This window comes from Parenemella sanctibonifatiensis, assembly GCF_002250565.1.
GTDB classification, from domain to species: Bacteria; Actinomycetota; Actinomycetes; order Propionibacteriales; family Propionibacteriaceae; genus Parenemella; species Parenemella sanctibonifatiensis.
Genome location: NZ_NMVJ01000009.1, coordinates 168,798 through 190,046, shown reverse-complemented (window position 1 = coordinate 190,046; position 21,249 = coordinate 168,798). Strand labels below are relative to the sequence as shown.

The 21,249-nt window shown below is 66.2% G+C and carries 19 protein-coding genes; 8 read left to right on the top strand and 11 right to left on the bottom strand.

The genetic code is table 11. The features are described 5' to 3' along the window. Positions 1-14: 14 nt before the first annotated feature. The 3 genes from CGZ91_RS11450 to CGZ91_RS11440 all read right to left on the bottom strand — a co-directional run bounded on the left by CGZ91_RS11450 (position 15) and on the right by CGZ91_RS11440 (position 4,202). Positions 15-1,658 (bottom strand): type 2 periplasmic-binding domain-containing protein, encoded by a 1,644-nt coding sequence (locus CGZ91_RS11450; RefSeq protein WP_094455282.1) that lies wholly within the window; start codon positions 1,656-1,658, stop codon positions 15-17. A 124-nt stretch (positions 1,659-1,782) separates the two neighbouring features. After that, positions 1,783-3,792 carry an ABC1 kinase family protein gene (locus CGZ91_RS11445; protein WP_094455280.1) on the bottom strand — a complete coding sequence of 670 codons (2,010 nt, stop codon included), beginning with the start codon at positions 3,790-3,792 and terminating at the stop codon, positions 1,783-1,785. Between the two features lie 11 nt (positions 3,793-3,803). Then, the gene (locus CGZ91_RS11440) at positions 3,804-4,202 is read right to left on the bottom strand and encodes a PRC-barrel domain-containing protein (protein ID WP_094455278.1); all 399 of its coding nucleotides are present in this window, start codon (positions 4,200-4,202) and stop codon (positions 3,804-3,806) included. A 130-nt stretch (positions 4,203-4,332) separates the two neighbouring features. On the opposite strand from CGZ91_RS11440, the gene CGZ91_RS11435 reads away from it, so the two are divergent. The 3 genes from CGZ91_RS11435 (at position 4,333) to CGZ91_RS11425 (ending at position 6,994) form a co-directional block, all read left to right on the top strand. Then, on the top strand, positions 4,333-5,115 hold the full coding sequence (locus CGZ91_RS11435; RefSeq protein WP_094451584.1) for an HAD-IIA family hydrolase: 783 nt from the start codon (positions 4,333-4,335) through the stop codon (positions 5,113-5,115). A gap of 125 nt (positions 5,116-5,240) precedes the next feature. Beyond that, positions 5,241-6,323, top strand: a complete 1,083-nt coding sequence (locus CGZ91_RS11430) for a CPBP family intramembrane glutamic endopeptidase (RefSeq protein ID WP_094455276.1) — start codon at positions 5,241-5,243, stop codon at positions 6,321-6,323. Between the two features lie 35 nt (positions 6,324-6,358). Then, complete coding sequence (locus CGZ91_RS11425; RefSeq protein ID WP_144276884.1) at positions 6,359-6,994, top strand: hypothetical protein; 636 nt, start codon at positions 6,359-6,361, stop codon at positions 6,992-6,994. A 6-nt stretch (positions 6,995-7,000) separates the two neighbouring features. Here the strand turns inward: CGZ91_RS11425 and CGZ91_RS11420 are convergent, their stop codons facing one another. From CGZ91_RS11420 to lgt, 3 genes are all read right to left on the bottom strand, one after another. Continuing rightward, complete coding sequence (locus CGZ91_RS11420) at positions 7,001-7,624, bottom strand: DUF6891 domain-containing protein (protein WP_094455272.1); 624 nt, start codon at positions 7,622-7,624, stop codon at positions 7,001-7,003. 194 nt (positions 7,625-7,818) lie between these two features. Further along, positions 7,819-9,282, bottom strand: a complete 1,464-nt coding sequence (locus CGZ91_RS11415; protein ID WP_144276883.1) for a type 2 periplasmic-binding domain-containing protein — start codon at positions 9,280-9,282, stop codon at positions 7,819-7,821. Positions 9,283-9,492: 210 nt separating this feature from the next. Further along, positions 9,493-10,500 (bottom strand): prolipoprotein diacylglyceryl transferase, encoded by a 1,008-nt coding sequence (lgt, locus tag CGZ91_RS11410; RefSeq protein ID WP_094455268.1) that lies wholly within the window; start codon positions 10,498-10,500, stop codon positions 9,493-9,495. A gap of 151 nt (positions 10,501-10,651) precedes the next feature. Between lgt and CGZ91_RS11405 the strand changes: the two genes are divergently transcribed. From CGZ91_RS11405 to CGZ91_RS14365, 4 genes are all read left to right on the top strand, one after another. Beyond that, on the top strand, positions 10,652-12,388 hold the full coding sequence (locus tag CGZ91_RS11405) for a glycerol-3-phosphate dehydrogenase/oxidase (protein WP_094455266.1): 1,737 nt from the start codon (positions 10,652-10,654) through the stop codon (positions 12,386-12,388). A 229-nt stretch (positions 12,389-12,617) separates the two neighbouring features. Then, positions 12,618-13,370, top strand: a complete 753-nt coding sequence (locus tag CGZ91_RS11400; protein WP_144276882.1) for a hypothetical protein — start codon at positions 12,618-12,620, stop codon at positions 13,368-13,370. An 80-nt stretch (positions 13,371-13,450) separates the two neighbouring features. Next, entirely contained in the window at positions 13,451-13,675 is a 225-nt protein-coding gene (locus tag CGZ91_RS11395; protein ID WP_094455262.1) for a DUF2188 domain-containing protein, read from the top strand. A gap of 127 nt (positions 13,676-13,802) precedes the next feature. Next, complete coding sequence (locus tag CGZ91_RS14365; protein ID WP_179229338.1) at positions 13,803-13,964, top strand: hypothetical protein; 162 nt, start codon at positions 13,803-13,805, stop codon at positions 13,962-13,964. 18 nt (positions 13,965-13,982) lie between these two features. On the opposite strand, the gene CGZ91_RS11390 is transcribed toward CGZ91_RS14365, so the two are convergent. Further along, positions 13,983-14,171: a hypothetical protein gene (locus tag CGZ91_RS11390; protein WP_077349434.1), complete on the bottom strand. Its 189-nt coding sequence runs from the start codon at positions 14,169-14,171 to the stop codon at positions 13,983-13,985. A 332-nt stretch (positions 14,172-14,503) separates the two neighbouring features. Between CGZ91_RS11390 and CGZ91_RS11385 the strand changes: the two genes are divergently transcribed. Beyond that, the gene (locus CGZ91_RS11385) at positions 14,504-14,719 is read left to right on the top strand and encodes a hypothetical protein (RefSeq protein ID WP_094455260.1); all 216 of its coding nucleotides are present in this window, start codon (positions 14,504-14,506) and stop codon (positions 14,717-14,719) included. A gap of 74 nt (positions 14,720-14,793) precedes the next feature. Here the strand turns inward: CGZ91_RS11385 and CGZ91_RS11380 are convergent, their stop codons facing one another. The 4 genes from CGZ91_RS11380 to CGZ91_RS11365 form a co-directional block, all read right to left on the bottom strand. Continuing rightward, entirely contained in the window at positions 14,794-16,446 is a 1,653-nt protein-coding gene (locus CGZ91_RS11380; RefSeq protein WP_094455258.1) for a UvrD-helicase domain-containing protein, read from the bottom strand. After that, positions 16,443-18,059 (bottom strand): ATP-dependent nuclease, encoded by a 1,617-nt coding sequence (locus CGZ91_RS11375; protein ID WP_094455256.1) that lies wholly within the window; start codon positions 18,057-18,059, stop codon positions 16,443-16,445. The genes CGZ91_RS11380 and CGZ91_RS11375 overlap by 4 nt, the downstream gene beginning before the upstream one ends. Before the next feature lie 146 nt (positions 18,060-18,205). Continuing rightward, entirely contained in the window at positions 18,206-18,565 is a 360-nt protein-coding gene (locus CGZ91_RS11370) for a TIGR02391 family protein (protein ID WP_229116591.1), read from the bottom strand. A 182-nt stretch (positions 18,566-18,747) separates the two neighbouring features. Further along, entirely contained in the window at positions 18,748-21,249 is a 2,502-nt protein-coding gene (locus CGZ91_RS11365; RefSeq protein ID WP_094455254.1) for a DEAD/DEAH box helicase family protein, read from the bottom strand.

Below are 21,249 nucleotides of genomic sequence, written 5' to 3'. Positions count from 1 at the left end.
CCTCGCTCAGCCGATCAGGCGTTGGCTTCCTGATAGGCAGCGGCCAGCTGCTCGGCAGCCTTGTTGCCAGCAGCCGACATGTAGTCGCTGACCGCGTTCTCCCAGGTGCTCATGTCGCGACGGCCCTGGATGATCTCGCGGATCGCGTCCAGCAGGTCGCGCTGCGCGGCGGCACCGTCAGTGGCGGCAGCCTCGCTGTAGAGCCCGTCGGCCGGGTTCTCGACGGCGAGCGGCTGCACCTCCTTGAGGTAGTCCGCCTGGGTATCGGTCAGATCGGCCTCACCCGGGGTGTACAGGTGCGCCGAGTAGGGGACGCCCATGTAGGTGAACGCCGCGATGTACTCGTCGGTGGCGAGCTGGTTGTTGATCGGGTTGCCGTTGTCGTCGAACTCGTAGTGCACGCCCTCGACGCCGTAGTAGTTGACCAACATCTCCTCGGTGCCGAACGGCGACGCCATCGCGTTGAGGACGCCCAGGAGTTCCTGCAGGCGGGTCTCCTCGGTCTTCGGGATGCCGATGTAGGCACCGTACGCCGCGATCGACATCCAGCTGTTGTAGTCGCCGCCGTCCCAGCCCTTCATCCGGATGACATCCATCGGGAAGGGGTTGTTCTGGACGTAGTAGGACCAGCCCGCGAAACCCTGGATGTAGGTGGCGTTGACGCCGCCCTTGAACCACGGAGCGTTGTTGGTGGGCTCGGTGAAGGAGTTCGGGTGGCACGTGTCGGCGTCCCAGAATTCCTTGGTCTTCTCGATCGCGGCCGCGTACTCCTCGGTCTCGTAAACGCTGACGAACTTGTCGCCGTCCAGACTCCAGACGTTCGGCGCACCCATCATCTGGGCGATCTGGGGCAGCAGCCACGCCGCCGGATCGCCGCCGACGGCAAACTTGCCCTCTGCCGGGCGGCTGAGCTCCTTGAACATGTCAAAGAGGTCATCACCGTTGCTGATCTCCCAGTTCGGCACGCCGCGCGCCTCGAACTCATCGGTGCGCACCGTGATGATGTTGGCGGCCGAGGGCCGCGGCATCGGGACACCCCAGATCTTGCCGTTCACGGTGGGGATCTTCCACGAGTTCGACGGCTGGGCCGCCAGTCCGGGGAACTGTGCGATGTTGTCGCCGGACAGGTAGGGCGTCAGGTCGGTGAACAGGCGGTCCAGCACCTGCGGCATCTGCGGCACCGAGGCCATCATCACCAGGTCGGGCAGGTCACCGGAGGCCAGCATCACCTGGAAGCGGCTGGTGTAGTCGTTGCCGCTGCCACCGAAGGTGAAGTTGACGGTGGTGTTGAGCTGCTCGTTGATCGCGGCATAGCGCTGGTTGCGGTCGAAGGCGACGCCGGGAGGATTGCCCTGAGCCAGGTAGTTGATCGGCTCAATGGCCGGCAGCGGCTCGGTGAGGAACTTCACCGGCGGCGGGAAGTTGTAGTAACCGTCCGGAATCTGGAGGTCATCGTCGCCGGGCACGTCAGGGGTGACCTTGTCGAAGGGCACACGGGTGGGCATCTCCAGGCCCTCGGTGTTGCTGCCACCGCCGCCCTGGTTGCCGCCGCCACCGCCGCCGGCGCCGTTGTCGTTGGAGCATGCCGCCAGCGTGGCCGCAGCAGCTACGCCCGCAGCACCTGCCAGTACGCTTCGCCGGCTCAAGTTCACAGTCATCGAAGGTCCCTCTCGCACCCAGGGGCATTCGTTGCCCCACCTGCCCTCAGACTTCCAACCCGGCGCGGGCGGCGCAAGGCGTTCAAACCTTCGATAGCAAACCGTTACCGTTGGTTACGTAAATTTACTCCGCCGGTTTTCCTCTGGCCGTACGCGGAGGTGCTTCCGCCAGCGCCGAGACCAGCACCCGCAGCCCGAGCATGAAGGCCACCAGCAGGATCGCTGCCCCGAACAGCGGATAGAGGGCGAAGCCGGTGCCGATCTGCGGCCCACCGGGAGCCACGATCAACACCACCGAGGCGACCGCCAACGCACCGGCCAGGAAGGCCTGGATCACCTTGTTGGCCATCCCGACCAGGAAACCCCGCCCCTGAGGATCCTCGAAGGGCCGCAGCTGCATGCTGAAGCGCCCACTGCTGAGATCCTCGGAGAGCTTGAAGAGCTGCCGCGGCAACCGCTGAAGCGGCAACGTGGCCATCGCCAACTGTTGCTGGATCCGGGTTCTCACCTTCTCCGGGTTGAAGAACTGGGCTGCCAGGTCGCGGGTCTCCTCGCGGGCAATCCCCACCAGGTCGCAGGTCGGGTCGAGCTGCTTCAAAGTGCCGTCCAGGGCGACCAAGGTCCGGAACGCTGCCGCAATGTTGGGCGGCACCGTGAACCCCGAGCGCCGCATCACCTCGAACAGTTCACCGAACAGCCCCGAGGTGTTGACGCCGGACTCCAGCTTGGCCATCGTCTGGCCCAGCTGCGCCTCCAGTTCCCGGTCGTCCAGACCGGCCGGCCGGCCCAGCAGGGTGATGAGGACGTCGGCTGCGGCCAGCGCATCATCGTTGTCGACCGCGTACAAGAGCAGCACGATGCAGTCACGCGAATGCCGGTCGAGCCGCCCGACCGACCCGAAGTCGAGCATCGCGAGGCCGCCGCCGGCGTCCGGGCTGCGCAGGATCACATTGCCGGGGTGCAGGTCGGCGTGAAATGTGCCGCGCAGCAGCACCTGGTCGAGCACCTCGCGCACCAACACACGCGCGAGCCGGCCTCGCTCCGCCGGGTCCATCGCGGCAAGTTGCTCGCTGGCATTGGACAGCGGTGCCCCGACGATCTCGTCGGCGACCATCACCGTCGGCGTACACAGCTGCGGATGGGGTCGTGGCACCACCACCAGGTCCGATGCGGACCGGACCGCAGTCATGTTGGCCAACTCGACGCAGTAGTCGAGCTCCTCGGCCAGGGACTCGGCGAAGCCCTCGGCCAGTCGTCCCACGCCGAGCTCGGCCCCCCAGGCGGTACGCCGCTCCAGACTTCCCGAGATCCGCCGCAACACCTCCAGGTCAGCGGTGACCTGGGCTCGGGCAGCGGGGCGTTGCACCTTGAGGACCACCGCGGTGCCGTCGTGCAGGGTAGCCCGGTGCACCTGCGCCACCGAGGCAGCCGCCAACGGTGTCGGGTCGACCCAGGCCAGATGGTTCTCGATCGGTACGCCCCAGGCGTCCTCCACCGCAGCCCGGATCAGCGACCACTCCTCCGTGTCGGCGTGGGTCTGCAGCCGCGCCAGCGCCGTGGCGAACTCCTCGCTGATGAGGTCGGGCCGGGTGGCCGCGAGCTGGCCGACCTTGATGAAGGTCACCCCGGACTGGTTCAGGGTCCGGGTCAATGCCCGGGCCACCGCCGAGGTGGGTTGGTCAGGCGTACGCCGCCCCAGAAAGCCGCCCAGTCCGTTGCGGACCGCGATCAGGGTGATGGTGCGCAGCCGCCGGTTGATCCGCCCCTGCCGACGCAGTTCGCCGAACACGGCCCACGGCTGCGGCACCGACCAGGTCGGCACCAGCACCTCAGACAGCACCAACGCCCCCACCGCCAGCGCAAAGATCCAAGCGACCGCCACCATCAGCCACAGCGTCAGCCCGATCGGGTCGACCAACAGATTCAGGTTGGTGTCGACCATGTCGAAGCGCAGCATCATGTAGCCGATCAGCGGCGCCATCACCGTCACAGCCACCGCCGACACGAAGATGGTGCGCAGCCAGCCGATCGGCGTCCCGAGCGCCCGGCGGGCCGCCCACGCGACCACCAGGATGAAGATCAGGCCGACCGCCAACGCGGTCAGCACCTGCAGGATCCCGATCACCACGTTCATGTAGGCCTCACTCAGATCTGCCCTGGCGGGGCCTCAACGCCGTAGTGGTGGCGCAGGTCCTTGACCTGGCTCGCATCCAGGATCGGCCCCAACGACAGGTCCCCGGCCCCGCGGACCTCTGCTGCCGTGACCGCCACGCGTACGCCCTCACTCAGGTCGATCCCGGCGGCAGGCACCAAGCGTTCCTCCGAACCGATCGGGCCGGACTTGATCGCCAACCACTGGGCTCGGCCGCGGTAGTCGGTGTACAGCTGTCCGACGGTTCCCAGGACGGCACCGTCGGCGTCGACGACCGGTCGGCCGCGTGCGGCAACCAGGTGGGTCACCACCTCGTCGAGGTCAACCCCGTGCTGGTCGCGGTGAGGGCGCAGGGGCGCCTGGTCAAGCTGCTCAGGCTGTCCGGACTCCACAGGCTCACGGTAGCCGACCCGCTCGCGCCGGGGACCGCAGAGCTGCCCAGTAGGCTGGGCGGCAAGGAGGTGCACCGTGACCAAGGATTCCAACCGTGCTCCCGAGGCGGTTCACTGCTGGCTCACCGACATGGACGGTGTGCTGGTGCACGAGCAGCAGGCACTGCCCGGCGCGAATGACTTCATCGCGGCGCTGGAACGCATGGGCCGCCGCTATCTCGTCCTCACCAACAACTCCATCTTCACCCCCCGGGACCTGCAGGCCCGGCTCGCCCGCGGCGGCATCGAGATCCCCGAGTCCGCGCTGTGGACCTCAGCCCTGGCGACCGCACAGTTCCTCCGCGAACAGAGCCCGGGCTCCTCGGCGTACGTGATCGGCGAGACCGGCCTGACGTCGGCGATCCACGATGCCGGTTTCGTGCAGGACGACGTCAGCCCTGAGTACGTGGTGCTCGGCGAGACCCGTTCCTACTCCTTCACCGCCATCACCCAAGCGATCCGGCTGATTTCCCGTGGCGCGAAGTTCATCGCGACCAACCCCGATCCGACCGGGCCCTCCGCCGATGGTCCGATCCCGGCGACCGGTTCGGTGGCCGCGATGATCACCCAGGCCACCGGTATCAACCCCTATTACGTCGGCAAGCCCAATCCGCTGATGATGCGGTCGGCCCTGAACCGGATCGAGGCCCATTCGGAGACCACCGTGATGATCGGTGACCGGATGGACACCGATGTGGTCTCGGGCATCGAGGCGGGCCTGCGCACGATCCTGGTGCTGAGCGGCTCCACCCAGGCCGCCGAGATCACCCGCTTCCCCTACCGCCCGACCTTCGTGAAGGACGGCATCGCGGATGTCGTGGAGCTGGTGGAGGAATGGGCACCCGTCGAGCCCGGGGGCCTCTCCGCCGACTGATCCACGTACGCGCCCGGTCCAGGTGTGCGACCCAAGAAATCGGGACTCTGCGGCGCCACGGGTAGAGTCAGGGCACGTTGCTCCGACCCCAGTCCCGTGTCGGAGCCCGACCCGACAGGACATGCATGCAGTGGCCCGAATCCGATGACTCCGCCCAGCCGATCGCGGCAGTTCCGTGGCGCAGGGGCCTCGTCACCTTCCTGGTGGCGGTCTTCGTCGGGATCGGCCTGCTCGCGATGCCGGCGCTCACCACCGGCGGCCTGCACAGCGAATGGTTTGCCGTCACCACGCAGTGGGTCGCGGTCGTCCCCGCCGCCGCGGCGATCTTCACGCTGATTTATGTCGAGAAGCAGGGCATCATCGAGCTCGACGTCCAGCTCGGTGGCAATCTGGGCAAGTTCGTTCTCGGAATGCTGGCGGCGCTGCTGGTGCCGCCGCTGCTGACCGTCGCCGGGCTGGGCCTGTCCGCCCTGGTGGGGTTGTACGAGTTCGACCTGGTCAACTACACCGGCATGACGGAGGCGCTGCGGGTCTCCTACGAGGTCGCCGGCCTGGAACCGCCCGTGGTCGACACCCGCGAATTCCTCGGCACCCTGGGCATGCAGGTCTTCTTCTCCGGCCTGCTGGGCATCTGGCCCGCGATCGTGGAGGAGATGGGCTGGCGCGGCTATCTCTTCCCGAAGCTGCGGCAGCGCTACTCGCTGATCCCCACCATCGTGCTGACCGGTCTGGCGTGGGCGCTCTCACTCACCCCGCTGCTGGTCACCGGCTGGCTCTATCCCGGCGTCAATCCCGTCGTCGCGGTGCTGGCCTACTGCGGGTACACCATCGTGGTCGGCGGTCTGCTGGGGTGGCTGCGCTCGTGGACCCGCTCGGTGTGGCCCTCGGCACTCGCGCTGGGGACTTTCACGGCGTCGATGGGGCTGCCGCGGCTGCTCGGCAGCGGCGATCAGGTCATCAACCCGGCGCTCATCGGGATCACCGGCGTGATGGGCTGGATCGCCCCGGCCGCGGTGCTGGCGCTGCTGATCAAGTACGCCCCGTGGCCGGTCCAGGGCGATGCGGACGACCCGCGCGACCGATTCCCCGACCCCACCACCCCTACATCGATCGACAAGCAGGACCCGAACCGGTGGGGCACGCTGGGGCAGCGCGGCGCGCTGCCGAAGGACTCGCGGGGACGCGGCGTACGTGATCAGCGGGATTGACCCGGATCGGCACCTGCCACCCTTAGGGTGATCCCATGAGCGCTTCCCCCAGGCCTGAGGTCCAGCCGCCGAATCCGTTGTCGCAGCACCGGTCCGCCATGCGTACGCCGCGGTGGGCCCGTTCCGTGGTCGCTCTGGCCGCCAGCGCGATCCTGCTGGTCGGCTGCACGGGCGAACCGGAGGAGACGTCGACCGACCCGGGCACCTCGGCCCCGGCCACCAGCCAGTCCAGCGGACCGGCCACCCCCAGTGGGTCCGAGTCCAGCGCCGCCCCCGGTTCGAGTGGCGAGGTGGAGCTGATCGACTACACCGTTGACAGCCCCGACGGGATCCAGATCCGTACCGACGCCGACCTCGACAAGCTGGTCGGCGCGCCGGATGCGTTCAAGACGATGCTGCAGCAGACCTTGGCCGAGGCGCTCAAGGAGTGTGACTCGGCCACCGTGTACGTCGACCAACTGCGTACCGATGGGTTCGCCAAGGGTGGCGTCACCGCCTGTGGCGGGCATGCGGTCTTCTGGGCCGTCATCGACGACCGGTGGCAGGAAGCGTGGGCGGGTCAGGACGCGCCCGACTGCGCAACCTTGAAGGCGGTGTCCTTCCCGTCCTCGATCGCCGGAGACCAGTGTCTGGGCGAGGACGGGAAGGTTCAGCCTTACCGCCAGGACTGAGCCGGCTCAGTCGTCATCGTCGTCGTCCCCGTCGTCATCGAGGGGGTCGACGTGCCAGCGCCACAGCACCGGCACCGTGAGGGTGTCGTCGCCGCGCTGAGTGGGCTGCAAGCCAGCCATCTCCAGTGCGGTGAGGATCTGCTTGGCGACCTGCCGGTCGCTGGCGCAGCCACCGGTCCAGGTCAGCGTCAGCGGTCGTCGCTCCTCCGGGGAGAGCCGGCGCCAGGCGTCGGCCGAGACCAGCACGGCGCCGCGGTGGCGGGCGGTGATGGTGACGTCGTCCCAGTTGGAGAAGAGGCGGCACTGGACGCCGCTGTCCTCGAGGATCTCGAAGGCGTCAGCCAGTCGGTCGACGTCGGTCTGCAGGTCCTCCCATTCGGAGGCGAGTTCGTAGCACTCGCTCCACAGCTGGGCGGCCAGGTCGTCGGGGTCGGAGTCCTCGTCCGCCGGTGCGCCGGCACCGGTGAGTCCCCCGGCCAGGAAGGCCTCGACGTCCTCGAGTTCGTCAGCTTCCCCGGTGAGGATGCGCTGCCGCGCCTCCTCCATCAAACGATCCAACGAGTCCATGGTCGCTGCGGTCGCAGTGGTTCCTGCGCTCGCCGCCACCATGGACGCCGTGTTCTCGCTCATCACATCTCCCTGTCAGAAAAATGCGTATCGGCCATCCAAGACGGGTGGCCGAACCTACGAGCATACCCGCCCCGGCCGTTCGCCGGACCAGAGTAGACCTCCAACGGTCCGCTTCGCCACGTGGGCCGTGGCCGGGATCAGCAACGCCGGGCGCCCCGCGGCGGGAGCACCCGGCGTACGCCAGGGGCCTCAGGTCAGCCAGCCGCCTGCTCTGCGGCCTGGTATTCCTCGGCGATCTTGTCGCCGGCATCGGCCTTCCACTCCGCCACGGCATCGGCCAGGCTCGCCATCGGCCGACGGTCCTGGATGATGTCGCGGATCGCGTCGGTGAGCTTGATTCCGGCCGGCGCACCGTCGCTGACGGCGGTCTCGGAGTAGAGGCCGGTGATCGGGCTCGGCTTGACGTGCGGCTGGTACTTCGCGAGGTAGTCCGCCTGAGCGGTGGTCACGTCCTCCATCCCGGGGGTGTAGAGCTGCGCGGCGTACGGGACACCCATGTAGGTGAAGCCGGCGATGTACTCATCGACCGCCCGCTTGTTGCCGACCGGGTTGCCGTTCGCGTCGATCTCGTAGTTGTCGCCCTCCTGGCCGTAGTAGTTGAGGAGGAACTCCTTGCTGCCGAATGGGGCCGCCATGAAGTCCAGCACCCGCAGCAGCTCGTCGATCCGCTCCTCCGAGGCACCCTTGGAGATGCCGACGTAGCCGCCGAAGCCGGCGCCGCCCTGAAACCCCTCGTACTGGGAGCCGTCGAAGCTGACCGGATGCATCGAGTCGATCGGGAAGGGGTTGTTCTGGGCGTAGTAGGACCAACCCGAGAAGTTCTGGGTGTAGACCGAGACCACTCCGCCCTTGAACCAGACGTTGTAGTTGCCCGGCTCGGAGAAGGAGTTCGGATGGAAGACGCCGGCGCTCCACATCCGCTTCACCGACTCGACCGCGGAGGCGTACTCCTCGGACTCGTAGGCGCTGACGAACCGGTCGCCTTCCTTGGACCAGCCGTTGGGCGCCTTGTACATCTGCTGCATGATCCCGACCATCCAGCTGGAGGGATCGCCACCGAGCGCAAACTTGCCCTCCTGCGGCCGGCTCAACTCCTTGAGCAGGTCCTCGAAGTCCTCGACATCACCGAACTCGGGCTTCGGTACGCCCATCGACTCGGTCAGGTCGGGGCGGTAGCTGATGATGTTGGCGGCCGGGATCAGCGGCATCGGCACGCCCCACAGGCGCCCGTTGAGCAGCGGGGTGTTCCACGATTCCGTCGGCTTGGAGGCCAACCCCTTGTACTGGGTGACGCCGTCGCCCGACAACCGGTCGGTGAGGTCGACGAACTGACTCTCCAGCATCTGCGGCATCTGGCTGACGCTCTGCATCATCATCAGATCGGGCAGGTCACCCGACGCGATCAAGGTGGTGAACTTGCTGCGGTAGGCGTCGCCGATGCCACCGAAGATGAATTCGACATTCGCCCCGATGGCCTCGGTGATGCCCTGGTAGCGGGAGTTCTGCTCCATCGCGACGCCGGGCGCGTTGCCCTGCACCAGATAGCTGATCGGCTCGATCTCGGGCAGCGGCTCCGGGAAGAAGGTGACCGGATCGGCCGGGTAGTTGAGGAAGGTGTCCGGCACCGGGCCGTCACCGGGGATGTCGGGGCTAGACAACGGTTTCTCAGGGCCGACGCTCGTCAGCAGTTGCTGACGGGGGCGTACCAAACCGGGTCGGAATCTCCGGGTGGGCCATGTGATGCAACTACAGCTTCCTGAGGTCGCGCAACCTGATCGGCGTTCCGGCCTGCACACCGAGCTACTCCCCACATCAGCTCGTCGAGTAACCGGTGGTGACCACGAGGGCCAGTCGTGTGCGAGACCAACCTAGGCCTTCGTGCCGCCCGGCTCGTCAGCCTGATCGGCTTCGCCCGGTTGCTCACTGCCCGCCTCGACCTCAGCGTCCGGGCCACCGTCCCCGTCATCCTGACCCTCAGTCCCGTCCTTCTCCCCTGCACCAGCGCCCGGCTCGACCGGCTTCGGCTCGAGGACCGGTGAGGTACGGGACAGGATGATCAGCCCGATGCCGAGCAGGATCAGCGGCAGGCTGAGCAGCTGTCCCATCGTCAGCCAACCCATGCCGAGGTAGCCGAGCTGGGCGTCCGGCACGCGTACGAACTCGACCGCAAACCGCGCCAGCCCGTAGCCGAGCGCGAACAGACCCGAGATCAGGAAGCGGCGCCGCGGCCGCCGCGACACCACGTACAGCACCGTGAAGAGGACCAGACCTTCCAGGAAGGCCTGGTAGAGCTGGGAGGGATGCCGGGCAAACGCATCGAGCTGCCCCGCGGCGTACATCTGGCGCAACTGCGCCATGGTGTACCCCGACAATTCCGGGTCGCTGGGGAAGATCACACCCCAGTCGCCGCCGGTGTACTTGCCCCACAGTTCGCCGTTGATGAAGTTGCCGAGCCGACCCAGGCCCAGCCCTGCCGGAACCAATGGCGCGACGAAGTCGACCAGGTCCCAGTAGGTGAACTCGGTTCGCTTGCGCTTCCAGACCCAGGCCGCGATCAGTACGCCGATCAGCCCGCCGTGGAAGCTCATCCCGCCTTCCCAGATCTTGATGATCGACAGCGGATCCGCCGCGAAGGTGTCGAAGCTGTAGAACAGGACGTACCCGATCCGACCGCCCAACAGCACGCCCGCGATCATCGCGATCATGAAGCTGGCGAAACCGTCCTCGTCGACGCCCGGCAGCCGGCCGGCGCGGACCCGACTGCTGCCGATCAGCCAGGCCACGAGGAACCCGATTCCGTACATCAGGCCATACCAGTGGATCTGCAACGGCCCGAGGCTGAACAGAATCGGGTCGATGTCGTGGAGCTGAATCACGCCGCCATCATGCCAGCGACCACCTACGGCTGGGTGGGCAAGCGGCCCCGACCCGGCCCCGGGGGGTCGCACGTTCGTGCACCGGCCTTGCAACGGGCGCTCAGCGGGCGGAGACTGGCAGACAACAACGTCGTCAGCAAAGGAGCCCCCAGTGCCATCTCCGCGCCAGTCCATCCTCGGCCCCGAGGCCCGAGGCGAGCACCTAGACCGCCTGCGTGCCGCGACCGCTGACAACCCCCTCGACGTCCTGATCGTGGGCGGCGGAGTCAACGGCGCCGGCGCTGCCTTCGATGCCGCGACTCGTGGCCTGTCGGTGGGGCTGGTCGAAGCCCGAGACTGGGCCGCGGGCACCTCCTCGCGATCCTCGAAGCTGATGCACGGTGGCCTGCGCTACCTCGAGATGTTTGACTTCAAGCTGGTCGCTGAGGCACTGCGGGAGCGAGACCTGCTGATCAAGCGGACCGCCCCACACTTGGTGCGTCCGATCAGCTTCGTCTTCCCCTTCTTCCACAAGTTCATCGACCGCTTCTACATCGGCGCCGGCGTCATGTTGTACGACTTGATGCAGGTCGTCGGTCGCCGCCGGGCAGTTCCGTGGCACCGGCACCTCTTCCACAAGAAGATGCTCCAGGTCTTCCCGGGGTTGAAGAAGTCCATCACCGGCGCGATCGAGTACTACGACGGCCAGATGGACGACGCCCGCTTCGTCATGATGCTGGTCCGCTCGGCGGCTCAGTACGACGCCGCCGTGGCGAACTACACCACCGTGGTCGGCTACCTCCACGAGGGCAAGAAGGTTGTCGGCGTACGGGTGCGCGATGAGTTGACTGGCGACGAGTTCGAGGTCCACAGCGGGCACGTGATCCTGGCCGGCGGCGTCTGGACCCAGGACCAGCAGGAGCTGGCTGGTGCCGAGGTCGGCCTCAAGGTGCTGGCTTCCAAGGGCATCCACATCACCGTCGAGAAGGATCGGATCCCTGCCGATGCCGACACCGGTGTCATCACCAAGACCGAGAAGTCGGTGCTCTTCCTGATCCCGTGGGACGAGTACTGGGTGATCGGCACCACAGACACCAAGTGGAACGAGGACGTCTCCGTCCCCGCCGCCACCTCTGATGACATCGACTACGTCCTCGAGCACGCCAATGCAGTGCTGGCCAATGATCTCACCCGCGATGACGTGGTGGGCGTGTACACCGGCCTACGGCCGCTGCTGCAGCCGGTCGACAAGGGCGACGGCGCCTCCGCCAAGGTGTCGCGTGAGCACACCGTGATGGAGGTGGAGCCCGGCCTCAGCGCGATTGCCGGCGGCAAGTACACCACCTACCGGGTGATGGCCGAGGACGTCGTCGACTTCGCGATCCGCCGCGACCACCCCGACCGCCCCAGCCTCACCACCTCTGTCCCGGTCATTGGTGCGCAGGGCTACAAGGGCTTGGTACGCGACAAGAACAAGATCGCCCGCAAGTACGGCTTCGACTCGGTGCGAATCAATCGACTGTTGTTCCGCTACGGTTCGCTGCTGCCCGACGTCCTTGCGCTGATCGACGCCGACGAGAGCCTCGGCAAGCCGCTCGAGCACGCGCAGCGTTATCTGCGCGCCGAGGTCGTGTACGCCGCCCGCGCCGAGGGCGCGGTGCATCTGGCTGACGTGCTCACCCGGCGTACCCGGTTGGACTACGAGACCCGCGACCGTGGCGCGAACGCTGCCGAGGAGGTCGCGGAGCTGCTGTCCGCCGAGCTGGGCTGGGATGCCAACCGCACCCGCTTGGAGGTCGAGACCTACAAGGCCTTCATCGAGGCCCGGCTCGCCGCCGAGCAGACCCACAGCGATGCCGAAGCGGCCGCAGCCCTGGCTGCCGCCCCGGAGCACCCGCAGGTCCGCTGACCAAGGCCAGACCCTACGAAAACGCAGAAGAGCCCGGCCGAGGTGGCCGGGCTCTTCGTGTGTGGTGGCTATTCATGGAAACGGCGAAACCCCACGTCAGACGTGCCTCTCATAGACGGTCTGAACACTTCACCACACGCCCAAGGGTAGGTTCACCACACGGCGCTGGGCCGCAGCAAGAAGGTTGAGCCCGCCAGAACTGTCAGTGGCCTCTGGCAACGTCCTGGACATGACGCGCGCCTACACCGCCCTGTGCAACACGACCAACCGGGACCAGGACCTCATCACCGCCCTTCGCTGGGCCTTGGACCACGCCGAGGACGGCCAGCCCGTCACCCTGTGGTGCTGGGACAAGGAGGACCTCCCTGCGGGGCTGGAGTCCAAGGCCCCCTCACGGGGGATCGTCGTCCACTCAGAACGCCCACGTCCTCGTGGCGGTCGTTCCTTCCGGGCTCCGGACGGCCCTGTCGTCGCTGTGGACCTCCCGTTGGAGACCCTGGCGGAGATCGAGCCGTTCGAGCACCCAATCTGCCTCGTGCACGCCTACGTGCCGGAGAACGACGCGCGGGGCGGATGGATCGGCGGGGACGATCTGCCCTTCGACCGTCCCTGGATCAACGCCTTCCGGCCCCAGTGCCTGTCGGGCCCGCCCATCCAGACTCCCGAGCCCCTCATCACCGACCCAGTGGTGGCCGTCGCGATGAAGTCGTTCACCGGGAGCACCTACGGCGGGACCACGATGCACGACTCCCGCGACGGGGACCGGGTGACCCACGGACTCATGGAGTTGCGCAAGGGAGGACACGCCATCGAGCCGGACCTGCTGTTCGCTGCTGCACTGCGGGAGGGCTGGAAGGGACGTGAGGCGATGCTCTTCTGGAAGGTGGCCAAGGAAGTCGCCAAGGGGGTCAAGAAGCGACCCAAGCACCACTTCCGCGAGGACATCCTGAGCCACTGGCGCACTGAGGCGAGCGCGCAGTAGGGGCCTATGACGCCGCCGAAGATTGTCAGAGGTGCCGGTCATGCTGGAGAAGCAGAGACGAGCCTAAGAAGGAGGTGAACATGAGCAAGGGCGACATCGAGACGTACCACGAGGACGGCCAGTGGAAGAACCGCGCGCAGGGCAACAGCCGTGCCAGCAACGTCCACGACACCAAGGCAGCAGCGCAGGCGGCTGGCCGCGAGATGGCCAGGGACCGGGGCGTGGAGCACGTCATCAAGAAGTTGGACGGCACCATCGGTGAAAAGAACTCCTACGGGAGGGACTCCTACCCGCCGAGGGGCTGACCGGACAGAACCCCGCGTCCTCCCTGTGGAGAGCGCGGGGTTCTGCATCTTCTGGCTCCGTAGGACGCAAGTCCAGATGTACCGGAGTGGCTGAGGATGTCGGCCAGCCTGGCTACAGTCCAGGCGAATGAGAGCGACCAACCAGCAGGCCCTGATCACCGCCGTCTTCGAGGCAGCCGAGCGCGCTATGGATAGCCTCACCCACCTCGTGCCCGACCTCGACCGGGACCGCAAAGAGTACGCCGTCGTGAGCGTGCTGCTGGAGGAGGCGTGGGTCGCGAAGAGGTAGCGGTCCGGGACCAGGCGGTCAGTCGCGGGGAGCCGCCCCGCCGTCTGCAAAGCCGTCGAACGTGCGGATGTCCCGCTTGGGCTCGGGAAGGCCGTCACGACGGCGCTGGGCCTCGCGGCGGCGGTCTTCTCGGTCCTCGGCCTCGAAGACCTCAGCCAGCGCCTCCAGGTCGGCTTGGAGGGTGTCCTTGGGGTTGTGCTGGGTCATGACGGTCCCTCCGAGATCGGGCTTGTGCTTGTCGGTGTTATCGAGAGTAGGCGCACACGTGTCCGACCCACCTGCTCGCTCGCACCTTCGGTAGTGAACGCCGCTGGGTCAGGAGGCTGAGGGCACTTGGAAGAGGGGGACCATGCCAGAACAGCCTTGGAAATACTTGCAGGTGGGGATGGCCTTCATCCTGACCGACCTGAGCGACCCGTCCAGCACCATCCGGCGCACCCTGGAAGACCACGCGCCGGTGACCGAGCGTCGAGAAGAGATCAACGCGCACTGCGGCGCGCCTGCGCCGACATGGACGGCATCACCCTCGACGCCATCACGTGGCCGTCCCGACGCGGATCGAGACAGGGCTCTCTCTGCGCTATGACTGCCCGGAGGACATCGACGCGGTGACGGACAACTTGCTGGAGGCCCAGGACAGGGCCGAGGGAATGGTCGGGGATGCGATCCATGTAGCCATTCGGGAGGCTGCGGGCGTGCTCGTGGGCGTTCAGTACGTGGACGAGGTGGTCGGCGGCGGTACCTTCGACTTCTGATCCCCTCCACACCGTTCGCGGCGACAGAGCAGAATGTGGCGCTTCGGCTGCGGTGATGCCTCAGATTGAGACTTTCACGGTAGCCCAGCGATGTGGTCCTCAACTTCCGCCAAGGTGGTGCACTCGCTCTTGATAGTGTCCCACCATCTGCTCTGCGTTGCAGCGTAGGGTCCATACCGGCCATCGTTCATCTGCACTCGCGAGACGACGAGTCCGTGGCGGGCCCGCGACAGCATGACGAGCAGAACCCGCTGCTCCTCTATCAGCGCCTCGCCGTGGCTACTCTTCTTGTGGGGGATGTGCCCTTCTTCCAGGCCGATGACGAACACCCAGTCGAACTGCTGCCCCTTCCCGGTGTGGGCGTTCAGAAGATGCACTCCAGGACCGACCGCCTGATTCGGGTCGGACACGCGGATCGAACCCAGCGCTCCTCGCGCGGTGCTGGACCGGGTTTGCTCCAGCGCGGCGAAGGCATCATCGACCTGCTCCAAGGTGTCCACATCGGATGGGTCTACGACATTGAGCACAGCCTCGTGCGCAACGTCGAGCGTCGCACCACGAGGCAGTGATGCGACCGCCTCTCGGATCAGGGCCATCACGTGAGGGTCCTCCAGCGCCAGGTCCCACCTTCGCACGGGGAATCCAGGTAGCGAAGTGAACGCACGGTCAATATCCTCGCGACGCCATCCGACCCTGCTGATGACGCCTACCGACGCGGTTGGGTCACGTTCGATGATCTGTTGCGCCAGACCGACCACGAGATGAGCCTCAGCATTGCGGTCCTGCACCGCGAGCGCGGCGGAGCAACCGCCCTGAGGCCAGTGCTCCGGTATCGCGGAGATCAGTTCCGCTGTCGCGGTCAGGGACCTGCTCACGGAGTTGACGGTGGCGAGCACGCCCGGCGAGGAGCGGTATGACTCTCGAAGCAGGATGGGCTCACCACACGCGGTCCGCACATCTTGCTCCACCTGCTCGGACGCGGCTCCGGCCCACGAGAAGATGCCTTGTAGCGGGTCTCCGGCGTAGGTCTGCCGCGCCGTACAACTGAGGCGCGCAATGTCAAGTTGCTGGAGCGATAGGTCTTGAAACTCGTCCACCAGAACTGCCCCGAAGTGACAGCGATACAGATGGCCGACAGCCGGGATTCGCAGCAGGCGCTGGGCGTGCCGAAGCAGGTCCTGGTAGTGAAGTTGGTTCGCCGTCTGGCGCTCCTCCTCTACCTGGAGCGCCAGGTCAGCACCGAAGTCTCGCCTCCTGCGGGCGAGGGTGTCGAGGACCTCATTGTCAGAGACGGGTGCCCGCTTGACCTCACCAAGAATCATCTCTGCGGCGCTTCTCGTGTCCCAGTTCGCACCCGTCGCCTCCAATGCCTTGCGCAGCGTGCCGGTTTTGGGCAGGAGGAGACCGCCCGAGTCCAGACCGATGGTCCGACCGTGAGCGAGGACGACTTCGGTGGCGTGCCCGTGGAAGTTCCGCACGGTCACGTAGCGACGCATCCTCGCGTAGCCGAGTACGTTGCGCAGCCGCTCCTGGAGATTTGCCTTGGCACGATTGGTGAAAGTGAGTGCCAGAATGCGTTGGTTCGGACTGAGGAACTGGATTTGGTGGTCGGCACGATGCGCTAGAACTTCGGTCTTGCCGCAGCCCGGGGGTGCGATGATCATGGCGTGCCGCGCCTCTGCCTGCGCAGCGGCGGACTGCTCCTCGCTCAGCGCCTCGACTGTCACAGAAGGTCCAAACCTTCCACAGCATGGAGCAACCGCGCGACGCTGCCGATTCCTTCCGCCGATTCCTGGGTGAGCGCTTCACCGACGCACACCGCCGCCGACACCTTGTCCTTGCGGCAGTACGCGGCGACCGACTCTGGAGTGATGTCCTCGATGGACTCGACTCCGGCGCTCTGGATCACAGCGTCCTCCCGGCAGTGCCCGCCGCGGATCAGGGCTCGCGCAGTGCCCGGGCCGCCAAGCGCAGCGGCATACTCGTCCTCCAAGTCCGCGTCCGAGACAAAGACGAACTTGTCAACGATGTCGGCACGCTTGGCTTGGAAGGCACCGATCCAGGGTCCGCTCTCCTTCTCGTCCACCAGGCCAAGCAGGGTTGAGCCGAAACCATCGGGCCCGAGCAGCGGGAAGACATGCCTGAACTTCTCCGCACCGTCGAGGTCCACAACCACCGCGCCAAGCCGATCCAGGTCGATCTCCAAGGCGCGGGCAGCAGCCTCCACGATCACACGGTCTGCGGCTCCCTCAACCAGAATCACGAACCGCGCTGCCAGTGCCTCCAGCAGGCGCGGAGACCACCAGTGCGCCCGAACCTTCTCGACTCTCGACAGCGTGCTGGCACCAATCTGCCGAGATATCCCGTAGCGATCTACGGCCACAACTTCGGCTGGTTCGAAGCGGTGCAGGATGTAGGGCGAGTGCGTCACGATGATCTTCTGGTTTCCCTCGCCGCTGAGCAGGTCTGCCACCGTTCGCTGGCTGGTCGGATGGAGGTGCAGTTCCGGCTCATCAATCGCAATGACGTTCGCAGCCCCCTCTGCAAGGTCGAAGAGCGTCATCGCCATCAGTTGGCGCACGCCGTCCGACTGCTCCTGGAGCGAGACTTGCTGTTCATCGCGGTTCAGGAACAGCGAGACATTCCCGAGCATGTCCTTCTCCGGGTCAGCGACGCTGCGGATGGCGAACTCCTCCCGCTGCACCAGACGCGGCATCGCACGGCTGAGGTGGGTCGCGACCTTCCTCAGCAGGTCGCCAACCGACTCGTTCGCATCAAGTTCGCTGTTGAACGTGGTCAGCAGGTCCTTCAGCGTTCTTTCGTTGTCGCCCAGGTCGGCGGCGTCGAGGAGCGTCCTCACCGGACTCATCGGACCCTCCATGATCGAGGCTCCCCTCGTCGCTTTGAGATAGCGCCAGCCGAAGGCTTCCAGTTGCTCACGGCTCGGCACTCGTTCGTGCCCGCTCTCGGGGAACCACCGCCGCACCGTGACGGCCTCGTCATCCTCGGGGTGAGCCTCCACGCGCATCTGAACCCAGAGCGACTCGCTCTCCTGGTCCTCAGCCACACTGATCTCAGCGGGGAACGGCGCTCGGTCCTTGTCGGTGAAGTCGGTCCACGTGACATCGACCAGCAGCGGTTGCTCGGGGTCGCGCAGATCGCTCGGGGACAGGGCTTGGTACAGGCTGGCCGTTGACGAGCCAAGTGCCAGATGCAACATTCGGAGGATCGAGGACTTGCCCACGTCGTTCGCGCCCACGATGACCGCGTGCCGCCGCAGTTCCAGGTCGAGGTCCCGTACTCGGCTGTGGTTCTTGATCGTTACCCGGGATATGCGCATCGTCGTCTCACTCCTCCACCCTGCTCCGGAGCGAGGGCCAACCTTGTGAACAATCCTCAACCCTAGTGAAGCACCGGCAGATGCACGCCGGCTCGCGCGTGGAAGCGTGTCTCGGATTCTCAGCATCTTGTGGCATACCCGGACTGTCACCGCCCGCCGCTGGCCTGACGAGCACCATCGAGTTTGCGGTGGACCATGGAGACCATTGTCAGCACCTCCAGCAGTTCCTCATCGCTGATGGAGCGACTCAGCCGCGGATCATGAACCGTGGGATTGCGGTAAAGACCCCCGAGGCCCTTGACCAAGTTGGCGAGGCTGGTCTGCTCGTCCCTCTCCGTTTGGGTCCGCAGGGAGTTGATGGCCAGCACCGGGGTGCCGCTCATGCCGAGCGCAAGAGTCTCATCCACAAGGGACGCGCCGTCCCCAGACGCGCCGGTCATGTTCCTGAGTCTGTCGAAGATGCTCTTGGTCGCCTCCAGACAGGCATGGAAGTGAACGCGCTTCACCTACGGGGTACAGCCTGACGGTCGGGTCGTCATGCCTCAGAAGGGCTCCGCACAGTTGCTGGAACCGCTTCTCAGTCAAACGCTCGTAGAGGTACCTCCACGAGTGCCCGGGCTGGGTTGACAGTGGGTCGGGACCCTTGCTCTTGGGCCGTCGCGGAGTGCTTTGCGGACGAGCCACAGCCCTACTCCGGCTTCGTGCTCGTCAGCAGGGCGTTCCAGGAACCTCCTGCATGCTCGATGTTGGTCTCGGTCGCGAACATGTATCGCCAGGTCCCGAAGTCGCCGTCGTCTCGCACGGCCCGAGCCCAGTTCTCGGCTTCCTTCTTCTTGCGGAGCACGGGGTCATCCTTGGCGTGGTCGTCAGCCTTGCCCTCGATCAGCCAATGCACGCCATCGACATCAAGCGCGATGAAGTCTGGGAAGTATCGACCATCCGGGGTGGGGATGAACGCCTGACCGCCGACGTATACGCGGACCCACCATTTGATGTTGGGGTCGCGGTCCATGAGGAGCGCCAACTCCCACTCGGTCGTTCCCGCGTCGAAGGTGGCGACCGGCATGACGTTCTTCTCCCAGCCGACGTACTGAAGCCCCTTCTTGAACTTCACCACGTTGTGGGCCTTCACCGCGTCTGCTGCCACGGTGACAGGCTCCAGTGGAAGTTCGATCTTGACGAACTCGAACTTCTCCTGCCGGGGTCGGGTCGTGATCTTGTCGCGGATCATGGTCCTCATGCCCTCGACGGCCTGCTGGCGACGCTTTGTGCCCCACTCAGCGGTCTCTTCGTCGTTCGTGACCCCAGCGCCCTTCAGGAATGCCCTCACGAGTCGCTTGGCGGCGTTCTTGGATGACCTCTCAGCAGGAACCTCCGGCTGCTGCATGATCGTCTCGGTCAGTTCGGCCTGCACCACGTCCAGACCAGCCAGGGTCTGCTGAGCCTCCGAAGTGCCTTGCGGGGTGCTGATGATCTCCACCTGGTCACCCTTCCGCTTGGCCTCCAGTGCGTCGCGGAAGATGAAGGTGGGCACCTCCTTGACGAAGGCCGCGCCCGCCTTCTCAGCATCGCCATCAGGGATGTCCGAGAGAGAGAAGGGGGAGTGCACCAAGCGCGACTCGCGCCGGGGGAAGATGATCTGCGGGGCACCCTTCACCCGGTACTGCGGCTCGGGCACCTTGGCCTCGACGCGCTGCTCGGTCTCCTCGAAGATCAGGCCGGGGTTGGGCTGGTAGTCCTCGCCCTGAGCCGATTCGTCCTCCTCCCAGTCGAACAGCGCCCACTGGCCGGGGGCCGGGGTGAGGCTGCTGCTGCTACCTGTGCCGCCGACCTGATCCTGCTGGGACGAGCCAGCGACCGGCTCCACGGGGACGGGTTGGTTGGGGTCGACCTCGGTAGTGGTCGCAAACCCCTGGTCGTCCACCTCGACAGCCGTGGACGGCAGTTGGATGCGCTGCCGGAGTACGTCCTTCTGGGCGAGCAACTGCTGGTAGGAGTCGTGGGCCACCAGGTCCACCTGATCCACGTCAGCAAGTCCCGTGCGGGCACCGAAAGGCAGTCGCAGCCCACGACCTAGAATCTGCTCCGTGAGAGTCTGGGAGGCCAACCTGCGCAGCGCCACGATGACGGCGATGTTCTTCACGTCCCAGCCCTCGCGGAGCATGTTCACGCTGACGATGGCCCGGATCGGTGAGTCAGGGTCCTCGACCTTGGCGAGGGCCTCCAGCGCAACATCGGAGGACTGCGAGGTGATCTCCAGGACCTGGGAGCCGTCACCGATCATCCCGGGCTGGGCGAGCAACTGGCCGACCTCGGTGGCGTGCTCGATGGTCTGGCACACGACGAAGAGGACCGGCTTCACGGCAGGTGCATCGGGGGAGGTCTGCCGGTAGACCTCGTAGGACTTCTCCTTGTGGCCCAGCAACTGGCAGGCATCCCGCAACTGGGTGCGCTCGTCCTTCGTGCCGTCCTTCCGGTAGACGATCACCGGCACCTTCACGTGACCGTCCGCGATGGCCTCACCGAGCGTGTACTGGAACACGACCTTGGCGTAGTCGTCCTTGTCCGGCGTGGCTGTCAGACCGATCAACGCGACCGGGTTCAGATCACGAATCGCCGCGGAGAACGCCTTGGCCTTCTCCCGGTAGACGTGGTGCTCGTCCGCGATCACGAACAGGTCGTCAGCGTTCTCCAAGTGCGAGTAGAGGGCGTCCCCGAGGTTCTCGTCCTCGGAGCGCACCTTCCGGCTCACCTTGTCGGTGGGGCGGATCAACTGCTGCACGTTGAAGACGAACACCTTCAGCCGCTGCGGGTTGCGCAGCACGGAGCCGACGTTGGCTGCCTGGAAGTTGTCGGGCGTGACGATGAACGGGGCGATGTCAGCCCCGGCCACGTACTTGGCCGACGCCGCGTCGAAGTTCGCGAGGGTCTTGCGCTGGATCGTGGAGCCCGGGGTGACCACCAGTACGTGCCGGACACCCTGCTGAGCCAGGTACTCGATCAGCGACGACATCAGGAAGGTCTTACCTACGCCCGTGGCGAGGTCGGCCACCATCTCCTGAAAGCCAGCGCTGCCGTCAGCGATCCGCTGAACGATGGTCGCCAGCGCGTTCTTGTTCGGGTCGCGCAGATCAAAGCGCGCGGCGATCTCCTCAATGAGGGCCTCGTCGTAGGTGATGTCCACGGCCAT